We start from the raw sequence: 18665 nt of genomic DNA on the forward strand, positions 1-18665 counted from the left end.
CCGCACGCACCGGTACGTCCCGACGCCGGGCGGCCCCGCAGCCGCGGGAGACGTACCGCAAGCCGCCCGGACGCGAATGCGCCGTCCGGCTGCCGCCGAGGGAGGCGGAGCCGTTCCCGGCCTCGGGAACGGTGCCCGGTGCGGTCCGGTCCCGCCTGCCCCGCAGGGCTGCGCACGTCCTACCGGACCAGTCCCCAGCGGAAGCCGAGCGCCACGGCGTGGGCCCGGTCCGAGGCGCCGAGCTTCTTGAACAGGCGCCGGGCGTGGGTCTTGACGGTGTCCTCGGAGAGGAACAGCTCGCGGCCGATCTCGGCGTTGGAGCGTCCGTGGCTCATGCCCTCAAGGACCTGGATCTCACGCGCGGTGAGCGTGGGCGCGGCGCCCATCTCGGCCGAGCGGAGCCGGCGCGGAGCCAGCCGCCAGGTCGGGTCGGCCAGCGCCTGCGTCACGGTGGCGCGCAGCTCCGCGCGCGAGGCGTCCTTGTGCAGGTAGCCCCGGGCGCCGGCGGCGACCGCGAGGGCCACGCCGTCGAGGTCCTCGGCGACGGTGAGCATGATGATGCGGGCCCCCGGGTCGGCGGACAGCAGCCGGCGGACGGTCTCGACGCCGCCCAGGCCGGGCATGCGCACGTCCATCAGGATGAGGTCGGAGCGGTCGGCGCCCCAGCGGCGGAGGACTTCCTCGCCGTTGGCCGCCGTCGTCACACGCTCGACACCGGGCACGGTCGCGACCGCGCGGCGGAGCGCTTCTCGGGCAAGCGGGGAGTCGTCGCAGACGAGGACGGATGTCATGACCGCCCTCCGCAGCTGATGCGCGTCACCTTGAGCCTCCAGGCTGGTACGGAATCGTCACCTGTGCGGTCGACCGTCTCGGACGCCTGCCCGAGCGCTTGTGTTCTCAACCGCCTCCGCACTCTCAACGACGGTCACTCGAAAGAGTTACGGGGCCGCGTGCCGTCTTCGGCACTCTATGTGAGGGCGTCGACACGGTGGAGACATGCCCGGCGGACTCCAACTTTTCACCACAACCCATGCCCCATTCAGCCGCTTTTCTTCCCGTTTTGCAGTGTCCGGAGCTAGATTCGCAATGAGTCATATTTTCATCTCCTTAGACCGGAGATGTACGGTCGATGGCACCGTATCCGCAGAGAACGGCTACAAGGGGTCACGTAATGGCAGATTTCTCCCGCCTTCCCGGACCGAACGCGGACCTATGGGACTGGCAGCTGCTGGCTGCCTGTCGCGGCGTGGACAGCTCGCTCTTCTTCCACCCCGAGGGCGAGCGCGGGGCGGCTCGGAGTGCTCGTGAGAACTCGGCCAAGGAGGTCTGCATGAGATGCCCGGTCCGTGCGGAGTGCGCGGCGCACGCACTGGCGGTGCGCGAGCCGTACGGAGTCTGGGGAGGCCTGACCGAGGATGAGCGCGAAGAGTTGATGGGGCGGGCACGCAACCGTCTGGTGTCGGCATCGACCACCAGCGGGGACACCGCCCCGAATCACTGAAGGAACGTTTCAGCACCCGCAGCCCGCCGGGTGCGCCCCTTCCCTCACCGGGCACGCGCGTGCGTGCCCGATGACTCTGCCGTGACCCCTTACGAACGCCCGGCCGCCCGAGCCGCCCGGGCGAGCTGTTCCAGCGTCGCCGCCACGGTCGGCACCCGTGCCAGGTCGGGCAGGGTGAGAGCGACGATCTCCCGCCGTACCGCCGGTTCCAGCCGGACCACCCGCACACCCCTCGGCCGTACCGACTCCACCGCCAGCTGGGGCAGGACGGCGACCCCGAGCCCCGCGCCGACCAGACCGACCACCGCCGGGTAGTCGTCGGTCGCGAAGTCGATGCGCGGGCTGAACCCGGCGCCCTCGCAGACCTGCACCAGCTGGCCGCGGCAGCGCGGGCAGCCCGCGATCCAGGGCTCCTGGGCCAGCTCGCCGATGGCGACGGTCTCCGCGCGCGCGATCCGGTGGCGCTCGGGCACGAGGGCCACCAGACGGTCCGTCAGCAGCGGCCGGACGACGAGGTCGTCCCAGTCCTCCGCGACCGCGGCGCCCTCGTAGCGGAAGGCGAGGGCGAGGTCGCAGTCTCCTTCGCGCAGCAGTTCGACGGACCTCGGGGGCTCGCCCTCCTCCAGGGAGACGCGGGTGCCGGGGTGGGCGGCGCGCAGGGCGGCCAGCGCGGTGGGGACCAGGGTGGAGCTGCCGCTGGGGAAGGAGACCAGCCGGACCCGGCCGGCCCGCAGGCCCGCGATGGCGGCGACCTCCTCCTCGGCCGCGGTGAGTCCGGCGAGGATCCCGGAGGCGTGCCGGACCAGGGCCTCTCCGGCCTGGGTGAGGCGCATCTCGCGGCCGCTGCGGACCAGCAGCGGGGTGCCGACGGAGGCTTCCAGGGCCTTCATCTGCTGACTGATGGCGGGCTGGGTGCAGCCCAGTTCACGCCCCGCCGCCGAGAAGGAACCGGTGGAGGCGACGGCGCGCAGGACACGGAGATGACGGGCCTCGATCACCCTTCGAGCATAAGGGCAGCTTGGGGACGGCGCCGCATATTCGCTCGACGCTTTGAGGGTGGTCCCGTACGGTGCGGGCATGCAGCTCCTCTCGGTCAACCTGGGCCGCCCGCAGCCGGTGTCGTACACGGACCAGCCGGACGGCGTGACGGGCATCGACAAGAAGCCGGCCGACGGCCCGGTGCGGGTCACGGCGCCGGGCCCCAAGGGGGTCGGCGCGAGCGGGCTCGCCGGGGACACGGTGTGCGACATGCGGCACCACGGCGGCTACGACCAGGCGGTGTACGCGTTCGCGCGCGAGGACCTCGACGACTGGGAGCGCGAACTCGGCCGGTCGCTGCCCAACGGTTGCTTCGGGGAGAACCTGACGACGGACGGCCTGGACGTCTCCGGCGCGCTGATCGGCGAGCGCTGGCGGATCGGTTCCGTGGTGGTGCTGGAGGTGACCTCGGGGCGGATTCCGTGCCGTACGTTCCAGGGCCATTTGGACGAGCGGGGATGGGTGAAGAGGTTCACCCGGAAGGGTGCGACCGGTGCCTACCTGCGGGTGATCGAACCGGGCGAGATACGGGCGGGTGATCCGGTCGAGATCGTGCACCGGCCGGAGCACGGGGTGACGGCGGCGATGCAGTTCCGCGCGGTCACCACCGAACGTGAACTGCTGCCTCGGCTGCTCGCCGCGGGCGAGGCACTGCACGCGGAGACACTGGCGGCGGCCCGCAAGTACGCGGCCCGGTACGGGGGCTGAAGGACAGTCGGCGCGGCTGGCGCGAAGGCCGCCGTGGGCAGCGGACGCCGCCGGTCCGGGTCACTACCCTTGGGCCATGACAACGGCTCTGATTACGGGATCGACCGCGGGGATCGGTGCCGCGTTCGCGCGGCGGCTCGCCGCTGACGGGCATGACCTGATCCTGGTGGCGCGGGACACCAGGCGGCTGCGCGAGCAGGCGACCGAACTGCACGACCGGCACGGCGTCGAGGTGGAGGTGCTGACCGCCGACCTGTCGGAGGACAAGGGCATCGAGGCGGTCGCCGACCGGCTCGGCGACCGGAAGAACCCGGTCGACCTGCTGATCAACAACGCCGGGTTCGGCAACAAGGGCCGCTACCTGGACGTGCCCATGGCGGACGAGCTGAAGATGCTCAAGGTGCACTGCGAGGCGGTGCTCCGGCTGACGTCGGCGGCGGCCGCGGCGATGCGCGAGCGTGGACGGGGCGGGGTCGTCAACGTAGCCTCGGTGGCCGCCTTCGTGCCGCGGGGCACCTACGGGGCGTCGAAGGCCTGGGTCGTGCAGTTCACGCAGGGCGCGGCGAAGGACCTGGCGGGCAGCGGGGTGCGGCTGATGGCCCTGTGCCCGGGCTTCGTGCGCACCGAGTTCCACGAGCGGGCCGGGATGGGCACGGACAACATCCCGGGGTGGATGTGGCTGGACGCCGACAAGTTGGTCGCGGCGGCGCTGGCGGACCTGGCGCGCGGCAGGTCACTGTCCATCCCGGACCCGAGGTACAAGGCGCTGATGGGTCTGGTGAAGGTGACGCCCCGAGGGCTGCTGGGCGGGATCTCCTCGAGGACCGGGCGCAGGTACGGCCCGCGGTAGCGGACGTGTGACGCTGCCGCCCCGGTGCGAAAATGAGGGTGATGGAACCGGGCCAGGGGGGCCGGGAGGCGGCGTCATGACCTTCGTACAGCTCATCGAGTGCAAGACGAGCCGGCTGGACGAGATGAACCGGCTCATGGACGACTGGGTCGCGCAGACCAAGGGAAGGCGGACGGCGACGCACGCGCTGGTCGGCAAGGACCGGTCGGACGCGTCGCACATCGTCGAAGTGGTGGAGTTCCCGTCGTACGAGGACGCGATGCGGAACTCGAACCTCCCGGAGACCGACAGGATCTTCCAGGGGATGGTCGCCCTGTGCGACGAGATGCCGACGTTCACCGATCTGGACGTCGTACGGGACGAGCGGCTGGCCGAGGACACCGTCCGGCGGTTCTTCGAGGCGCTGGAGACGCCGGGCGAGCTGCCTCCGCTCAACGACCTGCTGGACGAGGACATCCACAGTCACGACCCGGTGAACCCGCAGGACACCATCGGGCTGGACAACGTCCGCGCCGAGTTCCGGATGTGGCGTGGGGGCTTCGACTTCTCGTTCACCGTCGAGGACGTGTTCGCCCAGGGTGAGAGGGCCTGCGCGCGCTGGACGTGGCGCGGCGTCCAGAAGGGCGAGTTCCTGGGCCTGCCCAACACCGGCCGGCAGGTGGCGATGACCGGGACGACCGTCTTCCGGTTCGGCGAGGACGGCAAGATCGCCGAGCTGTGGTGGCAGCACGACCAGCTGGGACTGATGCAGCAACTGGGAGCACTGGACGATCTGGAGAGCTAGCGGGGAGGGGCGATCGGCTGGTGGTCCGCCACTCCACCTGCGCCGGCCGACGACCGAGGAGCAGCGCCTCGTCCGGGTCGGCCGCGCCCCGAGGTGACAGGGCGTCATCAGCACCCTCGTCCCGCGCGGCGGAACGAGGGTCACGTAGGGAGAGCCCTGAACCCGGCCGTGGGCGCCCGGGTGACGCCCGAGCAGCGGTCAGGGGCGCGTCGCGCGCGAGCGGCCACCGCTGAAAAGCATGGTGCCCAGCGCCCCGTCGGGGGCACTGGGCACCGTGGCTCAGCTCAGCTCAGCTCAGCGCAGCGCAGGCTCAGTGGGCGTGGCCGTGGCTGTGGCCCGCCTCGGCCGGCTCCTCTTCCTTCTTCTCGACGACCAGGGTCTCGGTCGTGAGCAGCAGGGAGGCAATGGAGGCGGCGTTCTCCAGGGCGGAGCGGGTGACCTTGACCGGGTCGATGACGCCGGCCTTGACCAGGTCGCCGTACTCGCCGGTCGCGGCGTTGAAGCCCTGGCCCTTGTCGAGCTCGGCGACCTTGGAGGTGATGACGTAGCCCTCGAGGCCGGCGTTCTCGGCGATCCAGCGAAGCGGCTCGACGGCGGCGCGACGGACGACCGCGACACCCGTGGCCTCGTCGCCGGTCTTGCCGAGGTTGTCCTCGAGGACCTTCACGGCGTGGACGAGCGCGGAGCCACCACCGGAGACGATGCCCTCCTCGACCGCGGCGCGGGTCGCGGAGATGGCGTCCTCCAGACGGTGCTTCTTCTCCTTCAGCTCCACCTCGGTGGCGGCGCCGACCTTGATCACGCACACGCCGCCGGCCAGCTTCGCGAGGCGCTCCTGGAGCTTCTCGCGGTCCCAGTCGGAGTCGGTGTTCTCGATCTCGGCCTTGATCTGCGCGACGCGGCCCGTCAGGTCCTCGGCCTTGCCGGCACCCTCGACGATCGTGGTGTCGTCCTTGGTGACGGTGACGCGGCGGGCGGAGCCGAGCACCTCGAGGCCGACCTGGTCGAGCTTGAGGCCGACCTCCTCGGAGATGACGGTGGCGCCGGTGAGGACGGCCATGTCCTGCAGCATCGCCTTGCGGCGGTCACCGAAGCCGGGGGCCTTCACCGCCACGGCGTTGAAGGTGCCACGGATCTTGTTGACCACCAGGGTCGACAGGGCCTCGCCCTCGACGTCCTCGGCGATGATCAGCAGCGGCTTGGAGGAGTTGGACTGGATGACCTTCTCCAGCAGCGGCAGCATGTCCGCGATGGCGGAGATCTTGCCCTGCGTGATCAGGATGTACGGGTCGTCGAGGACGGCCTCCATGCGCTCCTGGTCCGTCACGAAGTACGGCGACAGGTAGCCCTTGTCGAAGGCCATGCCCTCGGTGAAGTCCAGCTCCAGACCGAAGGTGTTGGACTCCTCGACGGTGATGACACCGTCCTTGCCGACCTTGTCCATCGCCTCGGCGATCAGCTCGCCGACCTGCTGGTCCTGGGCGGACAGCGCGGCCACGGCGGCGATGTCGGACTTCTCGTCGATCGGGCGGGCCGTGGCGAGCAGCTCGTCGGAGACGGCCTTGACCGCGGCGTCGATGCCCTTCTTCAGGGCGGCCGGGGAGGCACCGGCGGCGACGTTCTTCAGTCCCTCGCGGACGAGCGCCTGGGCCAGCACGGTGGCGGTGGTGGTGCCGTCACCAGCGATGTCGTTGGTCTTGGTGGCCACCTCCTTCACCAGCTGGGCGCCGAGGTTCTCGTACGGGTCCTCGATCTCGACCTCGCGGGCGATCGTGACACCGTCGTTGGTGATGGTGGGGGCGCCGAACTTCTTGTCGATGACGACGTTGCGGCCCTTGGGGCCGATCGTCACCTTCACCGTGTCGGCCAGCTTGTTGACGCCGCGCTCGAGGGCGCGACGGGCGTCCTCGTCGAACTTCAGGATCTTCGCCATGACAGCGGGAGCCCTCTCGGAATCTGTGGGTGAAAAAAGAACTGCGCCCCGGGCGCCCGGCTTCTTGTGTGGTCGCGGGGGCCAGGGGCGCAGCAGGAAGCAACTGTGTGCTCGAGGTGACTACTTCTCGATGATCGCGAGGACGTCGCGAGCCGAGAGGACGAGGTACTCCTCGCCGTTGTACTTCACCTCGGTGCCGCCGTACTTGCTGTAGAGGACGACGTCTCCGACCTTGACGTCGAGCGGAAGACGCTCGCCGTTCTCGAAGCGGCCCGGACCCACGGCGAGGACGGCGCCCTCCTGGGGCTTCTCCTTCGCGGTGTCCGGGATGACCAGGCCAGAGGCGGTGGTCTGCTCGGCGTCGAGCGGCTGGACCACGATGCGGTCCTCGAGCGGCTTGATGGCAACCTTGGAGCTGGTGGTCGTCACGATCCGACCTCCCCCTTCGGAGATCTCACGGGGTTAACTGTCTGAGGTGGCGACCAGGTCGATCCGTCGTCGCGGGTGCCGGACCTGCCCGTCGCGTTGTTGGCACTCTCCAGGGGGGAGTGCCAGAGCCGAGACTATGACTGCGGTTAGCACTCGGTCAAGCGGAGTGCCAATGCCGGCGGCGCGTCGCCCGAGTTTTGAGCGGGTGGAGTGACGGCGGCGCTCGGTGCCGGCCTCCGCCGGGGGCCGCGCCCCCAGACCGCCGTCTCGGTCCTGCGGCCTCTCCCCGCCCATCGCCGGGCGCCGGGCGGGCCGAACCGTCCGCGGCCGGGCCGGTCAGTTCAGGTAGTCCTCGAGCCGCCCCACCGTCAGCCCCCGCTGCTGCGCCCGCCGCAGGACCCGCGTCGTGCGTTCCCGCAGGGGCGGGCCCGTGGACTCGTCGGGGCCGACCAGGACGATGTCGCCGGGGCGGAGGCGGTGGTCGCCCCGGGTGAAGACGAGGCCGGTCGGGGTCATCGCGGCCCGCCACAGGACGACCGTGGAGATGCCGCAGTCGGCCGCCGCGCGCAGGGTGGTGGTGTCGTACGTGCCGTAGGGCGGGCGGAAGAGGCGGGGGCGGACGCCGAGGCGGGCGTCCAGCCGCTGCTGCTGGCCGCAGATCTCGGCGCGCTGCCCTGCGTACGGCTGTCCGGCGAGCGCCCGGTGGTCGAGGGTGTGGTTCTGGATGCCGGCGCCGAGCCTGTGCAGGTGGGCGAAGTGACCGTAGCCGGGGCCGGCGACGCTGTCGGTGAGGAACAGGCTGACCGGCAGCCGGAGTTCGCGGACCATGTCGACGAAGCGGGGGTCCTTCTCGCCGCCGTCGTCGTAGGTGAGGAAGACGACCCGGTCGCGGGTGGCGACATGGTCCACGACGCGCGGCAGGGCGCGGCCCCCGGCGTGGGGACTGAGGGCGAGGGACCGGGTCGCGGGCCGGGGCGGGCGGGGCAGGGGCTCGGTCAGGCCCCAGTGGCGGTAGGCACGGTCGGGGGCGGGGCCGTTCGGGCGTACCCCTTCGGCCGCCTTCTTGCCGAGGCGTTCGATGGGGTCGACGGACTGCGCGCAGCCCGCGAGGAGGAGGGCCGAGGCGAGGACCGCGGCCAGGCCCCGCGCCCGCCTCACAGGTAGTCCTCCAGGCGGGCCACGGCGTAGCCCTCGCGCGTGACCTTGTTCAGGAAGCGGCGCATGTCGTCGACCATCGTGCCGTCCCAGTCGCCCCGGCCGCGGAAGTGGGTGAGGACGATGTCGCCGCGGCGCAGCCGCCGGTCGTCCTCGCGGTACTCCCAGTGGTCGACGAAGACCTCCTCGTTCCAGATCGGCGCGTACTTGATGCCGCAGGCCTTGGCGGCGACCAGGGTGTCCTGGTTGTAGTTGCCGTAGGGAGGGCGGAAGACCGTGGGCGCCTTGCCGAACTGGCTCTCCATGACGGCCTGCATGCCGCAGATCTCGTCCTTCTGCTCCTCGTAGGACAGGCCCGGCAGGTAGGGGTGGTGCAGCGTGTGGTTGTTGAGGGTGTTGCCGTAGGACCGCATCTTCCGGAAGTAGGCGTAGTCGTCCTTCACCAGGTAGTTGCTGAGGAAGGCGGTGTACGGGATCTTCAGTTCCCGCATCATGGCGAGGAACCTCGGGTCCTTCTCCGCGCCGTCGTCGATCGTCAGGAAGACGACCTTCTGCTTGGTGGGGATCGTGGTGAAGACCGGCGGCAGGTCCCAGTCGTCCTGGTGATCCACCTCGAACCCGGCGCGGGCGGTGATCTTCGGTTTCACCACGGGTGGCGGCGGTGGCGTCAGCGGGACCTGTTCCAGTCCCCAGCGCCGGGCGGCGGCGGCCAGGCGGGCGTGTTCGGCGGCCTGGCCTCCCTCGCGGCCCCCGGTCCGGCCGGGGCCGCCCTGGCCGGACGCGGTGCCGGGGGAGTCCGGGCCGGCGCAGCCGGAGAGGAGGGCGGCGGAGGCCAGCGCGGTGGCTCCACAGCCCAGGGCGAGGGACCGGATACGGGACTGCGACCGAGCCCGAGAGAGAGTCTGATTCTTGTCATTTTGTACTACTGCTCGCATGGTGCCGGATCCTCCCAGGGCCCGGCCCGCGACCGGGTCCGACACCGCCGTCGGAGGCGCACCATCCACCGACTGGCCCACAATGACCGGGTGAACGACCTCGCCCTCCTCCTCACCTCCGAAGGCCGCGCCCTCCTCGAGGAGGTGCGTGACACCGATCCCGCGCGGGAGCTGGCCGTGGCCACCCGGCTGCGCCGCGACCACCCGGCCGAGCTGGTGTCGGCCGCGCTCGGCCAGGCCCGGCTGCGGCAGCGGGCGGCGGCGAAGTTCGGGGCCGAGGACGCCGGGCGGATGTTCTTCACGCCGAACGGGGTCGAGCAGTCGACGCGGGCCAGTGTGGCCGGGTACCGGGCGCAGCGGCTGAAGCACCTGGGCGTGACCTCGGTCGCCGACCTGTGCTGCGGGATCGGTGGAGACGCGATCGCGCTGGCGCGGGCCGGGATCCGGGTGCTGGCCGTGGACCGGGACCCGCTGACGGCGGCGGTGGCGCGGGCGAACGCCGAGGCGCTGGGGCTGGCCGGCCTGATCGAGGTGCGCGAGGCCGATGTCACGGAGGTGGACACCGCCGGGTACGACGCGGTGTTCGTGGACCCGGCCCGGCGGGGCGGGCGCGGCCGGATCTTCGATCCCGAGGCCTACTCGCCGCCCCTGTCCTGGGCGGTCGGCGCGGCGCGTACGGCACCCCGCGCGGCCCTGAAGATCGCTCCGGGCATCCCGCACGAGGCGGTGCCCGTCGAGGCCGAGGCCGAGTGGATCTCCGACGGCGGGGATGTGAAGGAGGCGGTGCTGTGGTTCGGCACCGGGGCGCCGGGCGGCGTACGGGCCACGCTGCTGCCCGGCCCGCGCACGCTGCTCGGCCGGGGCCTGCCCGACCCCGAAGTGCGGCCGGTGGGACGGTACCTGTACGAACCCGACGGTGCCGTGATCCGCGCGCACCTGGTCGCGGAGGTGGCCGAGGAGGTCGGCGGCGGACTCGTCGACGCCACGATCGCGTACGTCACCGCCGACGAGCCGCGGCCCACCCCGTTCGCCACGGGCTACCGGATCACCGACCGACTGCCCTTCAACGTGAAGAAGCTGAAGGCCCTGCTGCGGGAGCGGGAGGTCGGCACGCTGACCGTGAAGAAGCGCGGCTCCGCGGTCGAACCGGAGGAGCTGCGCCGGAAGGTCAGGCCGCAGGGACCGAACGCGGCGACGGTGTTCCTCACACGCGTCGCGGGGGCGCCGACGATGCTGATCGGCCATCCGCTGGGGTGACGCCCGCGTTCCCGGGCGCCGACGGCTCGCCCGGTGCGGATCGTCGGGCCCGAGCGCCGGCTGCGGTGCGAGACGGAGGTCTCCGAGGCAGGGGCGGTCCGCCGGCAGGAGGCCGGACGCCCGTGACGCAAGAAAAACCCCGCCCCGGCGAACCGGGAGCGGGGTTTTCGTGGAGCGCCGGGCAGGCCTTGCACCTGCATTTCCCCGCAGGAAGCGGGGCGTCTTTCCTTGGACCACCAACGCACTGCGTCCGGACCGGGGTTCCGGCCGTTCGCGTGTGATGATCATAGCGCAGCCGGAGTGATTCTCCCAACCTCGGCCGTCCACCACCCGGCACGGGCGTTCCGCTCGGCAGGACGGCACGCCGGTGGACCGGAACCGCGTGCCGGACCGGCTGACGACGATCCTCGACGGCGCCACGGCGAGCACGGGGGTGCCGGCCCTCGCCGCATCCCTCAAACAGCTCCTGGGGCTGTGACGGCGTGCGCGCCGGGACACCCGGCCCGAACGCTAGCCGTCCGCCACCGACTCGAAGCGCCACCGGTGCACGGGACGCGTCACCAACGCCGGAGACGGCTCGGGCAGTTCGGGCAGCGACGCGTCGTACGGCGCGTCCCACCAGGTGATCACCAGCACCCGGTCCCGCGGAGCGCGGAAGATCTCCCGGCGCACCGGCTCCCGGGCGAGGCGCTGCCCCCGCGCCCAGCCCAGCAGCTCCTCGCCGCGGCCCTCGGCGGCCCTCGCCTCCCACATCAGGGCGACCGTCACGGGTACAGGTTCTCCTTGCTGATCTCGTGCACATGGTCGTGCCCGGGGACATGGGGGTCGGTGACCGGCAGGGAGGAGTCGGCCGACAGGTCCCAGCTGGAGGCGGTCCGGTTGCGGGCGACCATCTCGGCGCCGAGCGCGGCCACCATGGCGCCGTTGTCCGTGCACAGCTTGGGGCGCGGGACGCGCAGCCGGATGCCGGCCGCCTCGCAGCGTTCCTGGGCGAGGGCGCGCAGCCGGGAGTTGGCGGCCACACCGCCGCCGATCATCAGGTGGTCGACGCCCTGGTCCTGGCAGGCGCGGACGGCCTTGCGGGTCAGGACGTCGACGACGGCCTCCTGGAAGGAGGCGGCCACATCGCGGACCGGGACCTCCTCGCCGGCCGCGCGCCTGGCCTCGATCCAGCGGGCGACGGCCGTCTTGAGGCCGGAGAAGGAGAAGTCGTAGGCGGGGTCGCGCGGGCCGGTCAGGCCGCGCGGGAAGGCGATCGCCTCCGGGTCGCCCTCCTTGGCGTACCGGTCGATGACCGGGCCGCCGGGGAAGCCCAGGTTCAGCACGCGGGCGATCTTGTCGAAGGCCTCGCCGGCCGCGTCGTCGATGGTCGAGCCCATCGGGCGGACGTCGGAGGTGATGTCCGCCGACAGCAGCAGCGAGGAGTGGCCGCCGGACACCAGCAGGGCCATCGTCGGCTCGGGCAGCGGGCCGTGCTCCAGCTGGTCCACGCAGATGTGGGAGGCGAGGTGGTTGACGCCGTACAGCGGCTTGCCGAGCGCGTAGGCGTACGCCTTCGCCGCCGAGACGCCGACGAGGAGGGCACCCGCGAGGCCGGGCCCCGCGGTGACCGCGACGCCGTCGAGGTCCTTCGCGGAGACACCCGCCTCCTTCAGCGCGCGGTCGATGGCCGGGACCATCGCCTCCAGGTGCGCCCGGGACGCCACCTCCGGCACGACACCGCCGAAGCGGGCGTGTTCGTCGACGCTGGAGGCGATGGCGTCCGCCAGCAGGGTGGTGCCGCGGACGATGCCGACGCCGGTCTCGTCGCAGGAGGTCTCGATGCCGAGGACGAGAGGTTCGTCAGTCATTGATCTCGGTTCCTTGTACTGGTGAGGAGCCCGCGGCGGAGCCGCTGCCGGAGGCTGTGGTCAGGCGCATGACCAGGGCGTCCACGTTGCCCGGCTGGTAGTAGCCGCGGCGGAAGCCGATGGGCTCGAAGCCGAAGCGCTCGTAGAGCTTCTGCGCGCGGATGTTGTCGACCCGGCACTCGAGCAGCACCTCGTGGCACTCGAACGCGGTCGCCGCGCGCAGCAGTTCGGCCAGCAGGCGCCCGCCGAGGCCGGTGCCCTGCTGGTCACGGGCGACGGCGATGGTCTGGACGTCGGCCTGCTCGCCGGAGGCGACGAGGCCGGCGTAGCCGACGATGCGGCCGTCGGACTCGGCCACGACATAGCGCCGGGTGGCCTCGGGGCCCCGAGAGTGGGCCAGTTCGGACCAGAACATGCCCCGGGACCAGGCGTCCTCGGGGAAGAGGTCCTTCTCCAGCTCCAGGACCGGGTCGATGTCCCACCAGCGCATCTCGCGCAGTCGGGGGGGTGCCGGCTGAGTCACTTGGGGGTGACCACCTTGTAGTTCTTGGGGACCTGTGCGTCCGGGCGGCGCAGGTACAGCGGCCGGGGCGCCGGCAGCTCCTCACCCGCGGCCAGCTTCTCGGCGGCGAGCGAGGCGAGGGCGGCGGCGGACACGTGCTCGGGCTCGTGGGCGCTCGGGAACGTGTCCGGGTAGAGCAGCGCGCCCGCGCCGACCGCCGGGAGCCCCGCGACCTGCTCGGCGATGTCGGCCGGCCGGTCCACGGCCGGGCCGGTCAGCCGGGTGCGCGAGTCGGCGTATGTGGCCCAGTAGACCTCCTTGCGCCGGGCGTCGGTCGCCACGACGAAGGGGCCTCTTTCGATGTCGGCGGCGTAGGCGAGCCCGTCCAGCGTGCACACGCCGTGCACCGGGACGCCGAGCGCGAGGCCGAAGGTGTCGGCGGTCATCAGGCCGACCCGCAGTCCGGTGTAGGGGCCGGGGCCGACGCCGACGGCGATCGCGGTGACCGCCTCCAGCTTGAGCCCGGCTTCGGTGAGAAGCCGGTCGACGGCCGGCAGCAGCAGCTCCCCGTGCCGGCGTGCGTCCACCTGGCTCGACGAGGCGAGGACGTCCGTGCCGTCGTGCAGCGCGACGGTGACGGCGGGTGTTGCGGTATCCAGAGCGAGCAAGAGCACGCGAACAGCCTACGGCGCCCGCGCCGCTCGCATGGCCGTCCGGGTCGTTCGGTCACCGGCTGCTACGGTCTGTACGAAGTACGACATATCGCACTAGGCAGAGGTGGGTGCACGTGGCAGGGACCAGCTCGGTGATCGTTGCCGGCCTCACCGCGGCGGCCGTCGGAGCCATCGGCTTCCTCGCCTACCAGGCCCAGGCGACCACCCCGGCGAGCCTGGGCGGCAGGCCCGGGCCGAGCGCCTCCGCCGCGGCGGCCGCGAGCAAGGCACCCCGGGACCGGCGGAACCCGGCCGCCCTGCCGAGCGGGTCCGGTACGGGTGAACGGGTCGTGTACTCGGTGGACGACGACCGGGTCTGGCTGATCGACGAGCGCGACCGGGTGCGGCGCACCTTCCGGGTGAGGCCGGGCAACCTCGACCCGCTGCCGGGCACGTACTGGGTGTCGTCCCGCTCGAACGCGGTCACCGGCAGCGACGGTCTCCCCATCGAGCACGTCGTGCGGTTCACCAGCATCGACGGGGTGGCGATCGGCTTCAGCGCGGCGGTGGGCGGCGCCCCGCGGACGGCGGTCGATCCGAGCGTGAAGACGGGCGGTATCCGGGAGACACGGGCGGACGGGAACGCGATGTGGACGTTCGCGACGATCGGCGTACGGGTGATCGTGATCCGCTAGGCGGCCGCGCGCCGCTCCCCGGCGGGCTCGGGGGCCCGCTGCTGGGGTTCCGGGTCCCGCGGCGGCCGGGAGATCGCGTCCGCGGCCGCGCACGACGCCAGCAGATCGCGCATGGACGTCCCGGTGAGCACGGCCGGACGGGGCTGCTCCGCGGGGCGGGGAGCGGTCATGGACGCCTCCTGAGGTGCGGGGGCGGGCGTGGTTAGGTAGGCCTAACCACAAGCTGGACACCATGTCACCACGCTCGGGACGTCCTGCGCAATAGGATGCCGACGGCTTGTCGGAAAGCCGGGCCGGATCAGGCCGCGAGGGTCTCCAGGCCGGCGTCCGCCCAGCGCGTCCCCAGGCCGGTCAGCGTCACGTGGCGCACCTCGTCGGTGGTGTCTCCGACCGCGCGGTGGATGACCACCTGGAGCCGGTCCTCGGTCAGTTCCTCGACCTTGCCCTCGCCCCACTCCACGACGATCACGGAGTCGGGCAGCGAGACGTCGAGGTCCAGGTCCTCCATCTCGTCCAGGCCGCCGCCGAGCCGGTAGGCGTCCACGTGGACCAGGGGCGGGCCGTCGGCGAGGGAGGGGTGCACACGGGCGATCACGAAGGTCGGCGAGGTGACCGCGCCGCGCACGCCCAGCCCCTCGCCGAGGCCGCGGGTCAGCGTGGTCTTGCCCGCGCCGAGTTCCCCGGTGAGCATCACCAGGTCGCCCGCGCGCAGCAGCTTGGCCAGCCGGCGGCCCAGCTCCCGCATCTGCTCGGGCGAGGTGATCGTCAGCCGGGTCTCAGCGGGGTCGTGCGGTGCTGCTGGTCGTTCCATAGCCACTTACGGTAGCCCCTGCGGGCACGGCACCCGCGCGGGTGAGGAGGTCGGCGAGGCGGTCGGTGACCACTTCCGGGTGTTCCAGCATCACCAGGTGCCCGGCGTCGGGTACGAGGACCAGCTCGGCGTCCGGGAGCAGGTCGGCGATGGCCTCGCTGTGCTCGCTGGGTGTGACCAGGTCCCGCACGCCGGCCAGCACGAGCACGGGCATGTCCCGGAAGCAGGTCAGGGCCTCGGTCTTGTCGTGGTCGGTGAAGGCCGGGTAGAACTCGGCGACCACGTCGATCGGCGTGGACTCGATCATCCGTTCCGCGAACCGCTCGACCGCCGGGTCGATGTCCCGCCCCGCGAACGAGTACCGCTTGATGACCCCGGCGAACAGGTCGGCGGTGGCCCTGCGCCCCTTCTCCACCAGCTCCGCCTGCTGTCCGAGCGCCTTCAGCACACCGGGGAGGATGCGGCGCACCGCGTTGACGCCGGCCACCGGGAGGCCGAAGTTGACCTCGCCGAGCCGTCCGGACGACGTACCGACGAAGGCGGTGGCGACGACCCGGTCCCGGATCAGCTCCGGGAACCGGGCGGCGAGGGCCATGATGGTCATGCCGCCCATGGAGTGACCGACCAGCACCACCGGTCCGTCCGGTACGGCGGCGTCGAGGACGGCCTTCAGATCCTGGCCGAGCTGGTCGATGGTGACGGGCGCCCGGTCCCGGGTCTGGGCCGCGCCCCGCCCGGACCGCCCGTGGCTGCGCTGGTCCCAGTGCACGGTCCGGACGACCCCGCGCAGAGCGGCACGCTGGAAGTGCCAGGAGTCCTGGCTGAGGCAGTAACCGTGGCAGAAGACGACGGTGACCGGGGCGGGCGCCTTGCGTCCGAAGAGCCGGCGCCGGCGCGGGGAGACGTGCGGGCCCGGATCGGGCTCGGTCTCGTCGACCTCGTAGTACAGCTCGGTTCCGTCGTCGGCGTACGCCTTGCCCGGGGTGCCGCGCACGGCGCCGTAGGGGCCCGCCGAGTCCAGCGCCAGCCGGGCCTTGCGCCGTATCTCGCGCCCCACCGTCATCCGCTCTATGGCGACACCGGCCGCCGCGCCCGCGGCGAGCACGCCTATCGCGGCACCGGCGATGCCGGTCGCCCTGCGCCAGCCGGCCACCCCAGCGGCGGAGGCGACGGCCGCCCTGGCGACGACGTCCTGAACGACGTCCGCCACGGCCTCCGCGCTGCTCTCGCTCACGTACCGCTCCTCTTCGCCGTACTGCAGTTCGCCTGTGGGTGAAAACGGATGATGCCGCAGTGGTGTCTGAAGGCCGCCGTCAACGAGATGACACTGCCCCCCTGACGGGTTACCCGAGTTCTTCCCCGTTCACATAGACGCGGGGAACCCGGGTTCCGATGCGCGTGACGATCTCGTACGCGATCGTGCCGCAGGCCTGCGCCCAGTCCTCGGCGGTGGGCTCACCGCGGTCGCCGGGCCCGAACAGCACGGCCTCGCTGCCCACCGCGGGCTCGTCCCCGCCGAGGTCCACCACGAACTGGTCCATGGCGACCCGCCCGGCGACCGTCCGCCACTTGCCGTCGACCAGCACCGGACCGGTCCCGGAGGCGTGCCGCGGAATACCGTCCGCGTAGCCGACCGGCACCAGCCCGAGGGTGGTCTCGCCGGGGGTGACGTAGTGGTGGCCGTAGCTGATGCCGTGCCCGCCCGGGGCGCGCTTGACCAGGGCCAGCGAGGCGCTCAGCGTCATCACCGGGCGCAGATCGAAGTCGGCCGGGGTGCCCAGCTCCGGGCTCGGCGAGATGCCGTACAGCGCGATGCCCGTGCGGACGAGGTCGAAGTGGGCCTCGGGCAGGGTGAGGGCGGCCGGCGAGTTGGCGATGTGCCGCACCTCGGGGTGCACGCCCTGGCCCTCGGCGTGGGCGAGCATCTCCCGGAACCGGTCGAGCTGGGCGGCGATGGAGGGGTGGCCGGGCTCGTCGGCGCAGGCGAGGTGGGACCACAGTCCGGTGATCCGGACCAGCCCGGCGGCCTCGGCGCGCAGGGCCTCGGCGACCAGCTCGGGCCAGTCGGCGGGCTGGCAGCCGTTGCGCCCGAGCCCGGTGTCGGCCTTGAGCTGCACCCGCGCGGCGCGGCCGGCCCGCCGGGCGGCCTCGACGGCCTCGCGCAGGGCCCACAGCCCGCTCAGGGAGACGTCGATGTCGGCCTCGATCGCCTGCCGCCAGGGGCCGCCCGGTACCCACAGCCAGCACAGGATGCGCCCCGGCAGGCCGGCCGCGCGGAGCGCGAGGGCCTCCTCGGGCGTGGCCGTACCGAGCCAGGCCGCCCCCGCCGCGCGGGCCGCGCGGGCGCACGGCACCGCCCCGTGGCCGTATCCGTCGGACTTGACGACGGCCATCAGGGCCGCGCCCGGCGTCCGGGCACGCAGCGCCCGCACATTGGCGCGCAGGGCGCCCAGGTCGATCTCGGCGCGGGCGCGCAGGGGGGCGGTCGGCACAGCTGCAGTCTCACTCATGGCGCCCCCAGTCTCTCAGAGGGCCGTACAGGGGCCCCGGGCGCCGTGTCAGGTGCCCGGCCGCCGCCCCCACACGTAGACGTGGTCGCCCTTCTTGAGCACGCCCCACAGCTTGCGCGCGTCGGCGAGCTTCAGGTTGACGCAGCCGTAGGAGCCGACGGTGGTGAAGATGCTGCCGTAGACGGCGTGGAAGGCCTGGCCGCCGTCGAAGAACTGGGCGTACGGCATGGGCTGGCCGTACAGGGTGGACACGTGGTTCTTGTGCCGCCAGTAGACGGTGTGCCAGCCCTTGCGGGTGACCATTCCCTTGCGGCCGCTGCGCATCGGCACCGGCCCGAACAGCACCTTGGTGCCCTTCTGCACCCAGGTCAGCTGCCGGTCCAGGTCGACACAGGCGACCCGGTACGACTTGACCGGGCACTTCTTGGCCGCGTTGGGATTCTTCCCGGCCGAGATCAGCATCATCGTCGACCAGGTGACGGGCCCGGCGAACCCGATGGCGGGCTTGATCTTGTGCTTGAGCTGGAAGGCGCGGATGGCCTTGCAGTCCTTCGTGGACTGCTTCCCGTCCACCTTCAGCTTCAGCCACCGCTCCACCTGCCGCTGATACGGCCCGGCCTGCTTGCTGCACGACACCTTGGCGACGGCGTCGGCGAGCGGCACGTACTCGATGAGGTCGTACGTCCCCGGCGCCGCGTCCCTGGGCTCGACGGCGTCCTCCCGCGCGCTCGGGGTGTACACCTTCGGCGGCAGCATCTGGTCGGGCGTGTCGATCTGCCAGGGCTGCCCGGGCCCGGGCGGCACACCGGGCACGAGGTCGGACTCGGGGGTCGGCGGTACGGGGGTGGCCGAGGGGGCGGTTGCCGGGGGTGCGGCGGCTTCGGCGGTGCCGGTCACCGGTACGGCGGGCGCGGTGGCCGCGGCGGTCCCGGCGGCCGGAAGGGTCGTCGAGGCGACGAGCAGCACCGCCACGCCTCGGTACGCGATTCGTCTGGTGATCATGCGATCAGCCAAACGCGCGGACCCGCACGTTCGGTGATGCCGCGCGGGTGGG

The 18665-nt window shown here is 72.2% G+C and carries 21 protein-coding genes; 6 read left to right on the forward strand and 15 right to left on the reverse strand.

From position 1 onward, the window contains the following. Nucleotides 1-179: 179 nt before the first annotated feature. A complete protein-coding gene (locus tag ABZ079_RS02265; RefSeq protein ID WP_003948568.1) occupies nt 180-791 on the reverse strand; it encodes a response regulator transcription factor in 612 nt (203 codons plus the stop codon). Nucleotides 792-1171: 380 nt separating this feature from the next. Here ABZ079_RS02265 and ABZ079_RS02270 point away from each other — a divergent pair, with 380 nt between their 5' ends. After that, nucleotides 1172-1501: a WhiB family transcriptional regulator gene (locus ABZ079_RS02270; protein ID WP_356937473.1), complete on the forward strand. Its 330-nt coding sequence runs from the start codon at nt 1172-1174 to the stop codon at nt 1499-1501. An 89-nt stretch (nt 1502-1590) separates the two neighbouring features. On the opposite strand, the gene ABZ079_RS02275 is transcribed toward ABZ079_RS02270, so the two are convergent. Beyond that, entirely contained in the window at nt 1591-2499 is a 909-nt protein-coding gene (locus ABZ079_RS02275; protein ID WP_356937474.1) for a LysR family transcriptional regulator, read from the reverse strand. Nucleotides 2500-2578: 79 nt separating this feature from the next. On the opposite strand from ABZ079_RS02275, the gene ABZ079_RS02280 reads away from it, so the two are divergent. The 3 genes from ABZ079_RS02280 (at nt 2579) to ABZ079_RS02290 (ending at nt 4881) form a co-directional block, all read left to right on the forward strand. Then, complete coding sequence (locus tag ABZ079_RS02280; RefSeq protein ID WP_356937475.1) at nt 2579-3247, forward strand: MOSC domain-containing protein; 669 nt, start codon at nt 2579-2581, stop codon at nt 3245-3247. Nucleotides 3248-3323: 76 nt separating this feature from the next. Beyond that, nucleotides 3324-4097, forward strand: a complete 774-nt coding sequence (locus tag ABZ079_RS02285; RefSeq protein ID WP_356937476.1) for an SDR family oxidoreductase — start codon at nt 3324-3326, stop codon at nt 4095-4097. Nucleotides 4098-4173: 76 nt separating this feature from the next. Then, nucleotides 4174-4881 (forward strand): ester cyclase, encoded by a 708-nt coding sequence (locus ABZ079_RS02290; protein WP_356937477.1) that lies wholly within the window; start codon nt 4174-4176, stop codon nt 4879-4881. 310 nt (nt 4882-5191) lie between these two features. Here the strand turns inward: ABZ079_RS02290 and groL are convergent, their stop codons facing one another. The 4 genes from groL to ABZ079_RS02310 form a co-directional block, all read right to left on the reverse strand. Further along, the gene (gene groL, locus ABZ079_RS02295; RefSeq protein ID WP_356937478.1) at nt 5192-6814 is read right to left on the reverse strand and encodes a chaperonin GroEL; all 1623 of its coding nucleotides are present in this window, start codon (nt 6812-6814) and stop codon (nt 5192-5194) included. 120 nt (nt 6815-6934) lie between these two features. Further along, on the reverse strand, nt 6935-7243 hold the full coding sequence (gene groES / locus ABZ079_RS02300) for a co-chaperone GroES (RefSeq protein WP_020132158.1): 309 nt from the start codon (nt 7241-7243) through the stop codon (nt 6935-6937). A 336-nt stretch (nt 7244-7579) separates the two neighbouring features. Then, entirely contained in the window at nt 7580-8401 is an 822-nt protein-coding gene (locus tag ABZ079_RS02305) for a polysaccharide deacetylase family protein (protein WP_356937479.1), read from the reverse strand. Next, the gene (locus ABZ079_RS02310; RefSeq protein ID WP_356937480.1) at nt 8398-9333 is read right to left on the reverse strand and encodes a polysaccharide deacetylase family protein; all 936 of its coding nucleotides are present in this window, start codon (nt 9331-9333) and stop codon (nt 8398-8400) included. The genes ABZ079_RS02305 and ABZ079_RS02310 overlap by 4 nt, the downstream gene beginning before the upstream one ends. 90 nt (nt 9334-9423) lie before the next feature. Between ABZ079_RS02310 and ABZ079_RS02315 the strand changes: the two genes are divergently transcribed. Continuing rightward, on the forward strand, nt 9424-10590 hold the full coding sequence (locus tag ABZ079_RS02315; RefSeq protein WP_356937481.1) for a class I SAM-dependent methyltransferase: 1167 nt from the start codon (nt 9424-9426) through the stop codon (nt 10588-10590). 510 nt (nt 10591-11100) lie between these two features. On the opposite strand, the gene ABZ079_RS02320 is transcribed toward ABZ079_RS02315, so the two are convergent. From ABZ079_RS02320 to tsaB, 4 genes are read right to left on the reverse strand one after another with little or no spacing between them, the layout of a single operon-like run. Beyond that, nucleotides 11101-11358 carry a hypothetical protein gene (locus ABZ079_RS02320; protein ID WP_356937482.1) on the reverse strand — a complete coding sequence of 86 codons (258 nt, stop codon included), beginning with the start codon at nt 11356-11358 and terminating at the stop codon, nt 11101-11103. Continuing rightward, nucleotides 11355-12440: a tRNA (adenosine(37)-N6)-threonylcarbamoyltransferase complex transferase subunit TsaD gene (tsaD, locus tag ABZ079_RS02325; RefSeq protein WP_356937483.1), complete on the reverse strand. Its 1086-nt coding sequence runs from the start codon at nt 12438-12440 to the stop codon at nt 11355-11357. The genes ABZ079_RS02320 and tsaD overlap by 4 nt, the downstream gene beginning before the upstream one ends. Further along, a complete protein-coding gene (gene rimI / locus ABZ079_RS02330; RefSeq protein ID WP_356937653.1) occupies nt 12433-12930 on the reverse strand; it encodes a ribosomal protein S18-alanine N-acetyltransferase in 498 nt (165 codons plus the stop codon). Before rimI ends, tsaD begins: the two co-directional genes overlap by 8 nt. A gap of 29 nt (nt 12931-12959) precedes the next feature. Then, on the reverse strand, nt 12960-13616 hold the full coding sequence (gene tsaB, locus ABZ079_RS02335; RefSeq protein WP_356937484.1) for a tRNA (adenosine(37)-N6)-threonylcarbamoyltransferase complex dimerization subunit type 1 TsaB: 657 nt from the start codon (nt 13614-13616) through the stop codon (nt 12960-12962). A gap of 113 nt (nt 13617-13729) precedes the next feature. On the opposite strand from tsaB, the gene ABZ079_RS02340 reads away from it, so the two are divergent. Further along, nucleotides 13730-14290, forward strand: coding sequence for a hypothetical protein (locus tag ABZ079_RS02340; protein WP_356937485.1), 561 nt, complete (start codon nt 13730-13732; stop codon nt 14288-14290). On the opposite strand, the gene ABZ079_RS02345 is transcribed toward ABZ079_RS02340, so the two are convergent. The 5 genes from ABZ079_RS02345 to ABZ079_RS02365 all read right to left on the reverse strand — a co-directional run bounded on the left by ABZ079_RS02345 (nt 14287) and on the right by ABZ079_RS02365 (nt 18613). Next, nucleotides 14287-14460, reverse strand: a complete 174-nt coding sequence (locus ABZ079_RS02345) for a hypothetical protein (RefSeq protein ID WP_356937486.1) — start codon at nt 14458-14460, stop codon at nt 14287-14289. The genes ABZ079_RS02340 and ABZ079_RS02345 overlap by 4 nt on opposite strands. A 128-nt stretch (nt 14461-14588) precedes the next feature. Then, on the reverse strand, nt 14589-15101 hold the full coding sequence (gene tsaE, locus ABZ079_RS02350; RefSeq protein ID WP_356937487.1) for a tRNA (adenosine(37)-N6)-threonylcarbamoyltransferase complex ATPase subunit type 1 TsaE: 513 nt from the start codon (nt 15099-15101) through the stop codon (nt 14589-14591). Beyond that, the gene (locus tag ABZ079_RS02355; protein WP_356937488.1) at nt 15067-16335 is read right to left on the reverse strand and encodes an alpha/beta hydrolase; all 1269 of its coding nucleotides are present in this window, start codon (nt 16333-16335) and stop codon (nt 15067-15069) included. The genes tsaE and ABZ079_RS02355 overlap by 35 nt, the downstream gene beginning before the upstream one ends. A gap of 109 nt (nt 16336-16444) precedes the next feature. Then, the gene (gene alr, locus ABZ079_RS02360; protein WP_356937489.1) at nt 16445-17611 is read right to left on the reverse strand and encodes an alanine racemase; all 1167 of its coding nucleotides are present in this window, start codon (nt 17609-17611) and stop codon (nt 16445-16447) included. Between the two features lie 48 nt (nt 17612-17659). Continuing rightward, complete coding sequence (locus ABZ079_RS02365) at nt 17660-18613, reverse strand: L,D-transpeptidase (protein ID WP_356937490.1); 954 nt, start codon at nt 18611-18613, stop codon at nt 17660-17662. Nucleotides 18614-18665 lie beyond the last annotated feature (52 nt).

This window comes from Streptomyces sp. NPDC006314 (genome assembly GCF_040613075.1).
Lineage (GTDB): Bacteria > Actinomycetota > Actinomycetes > Streptomycetales > Streptomycetaceae > Streptomyces.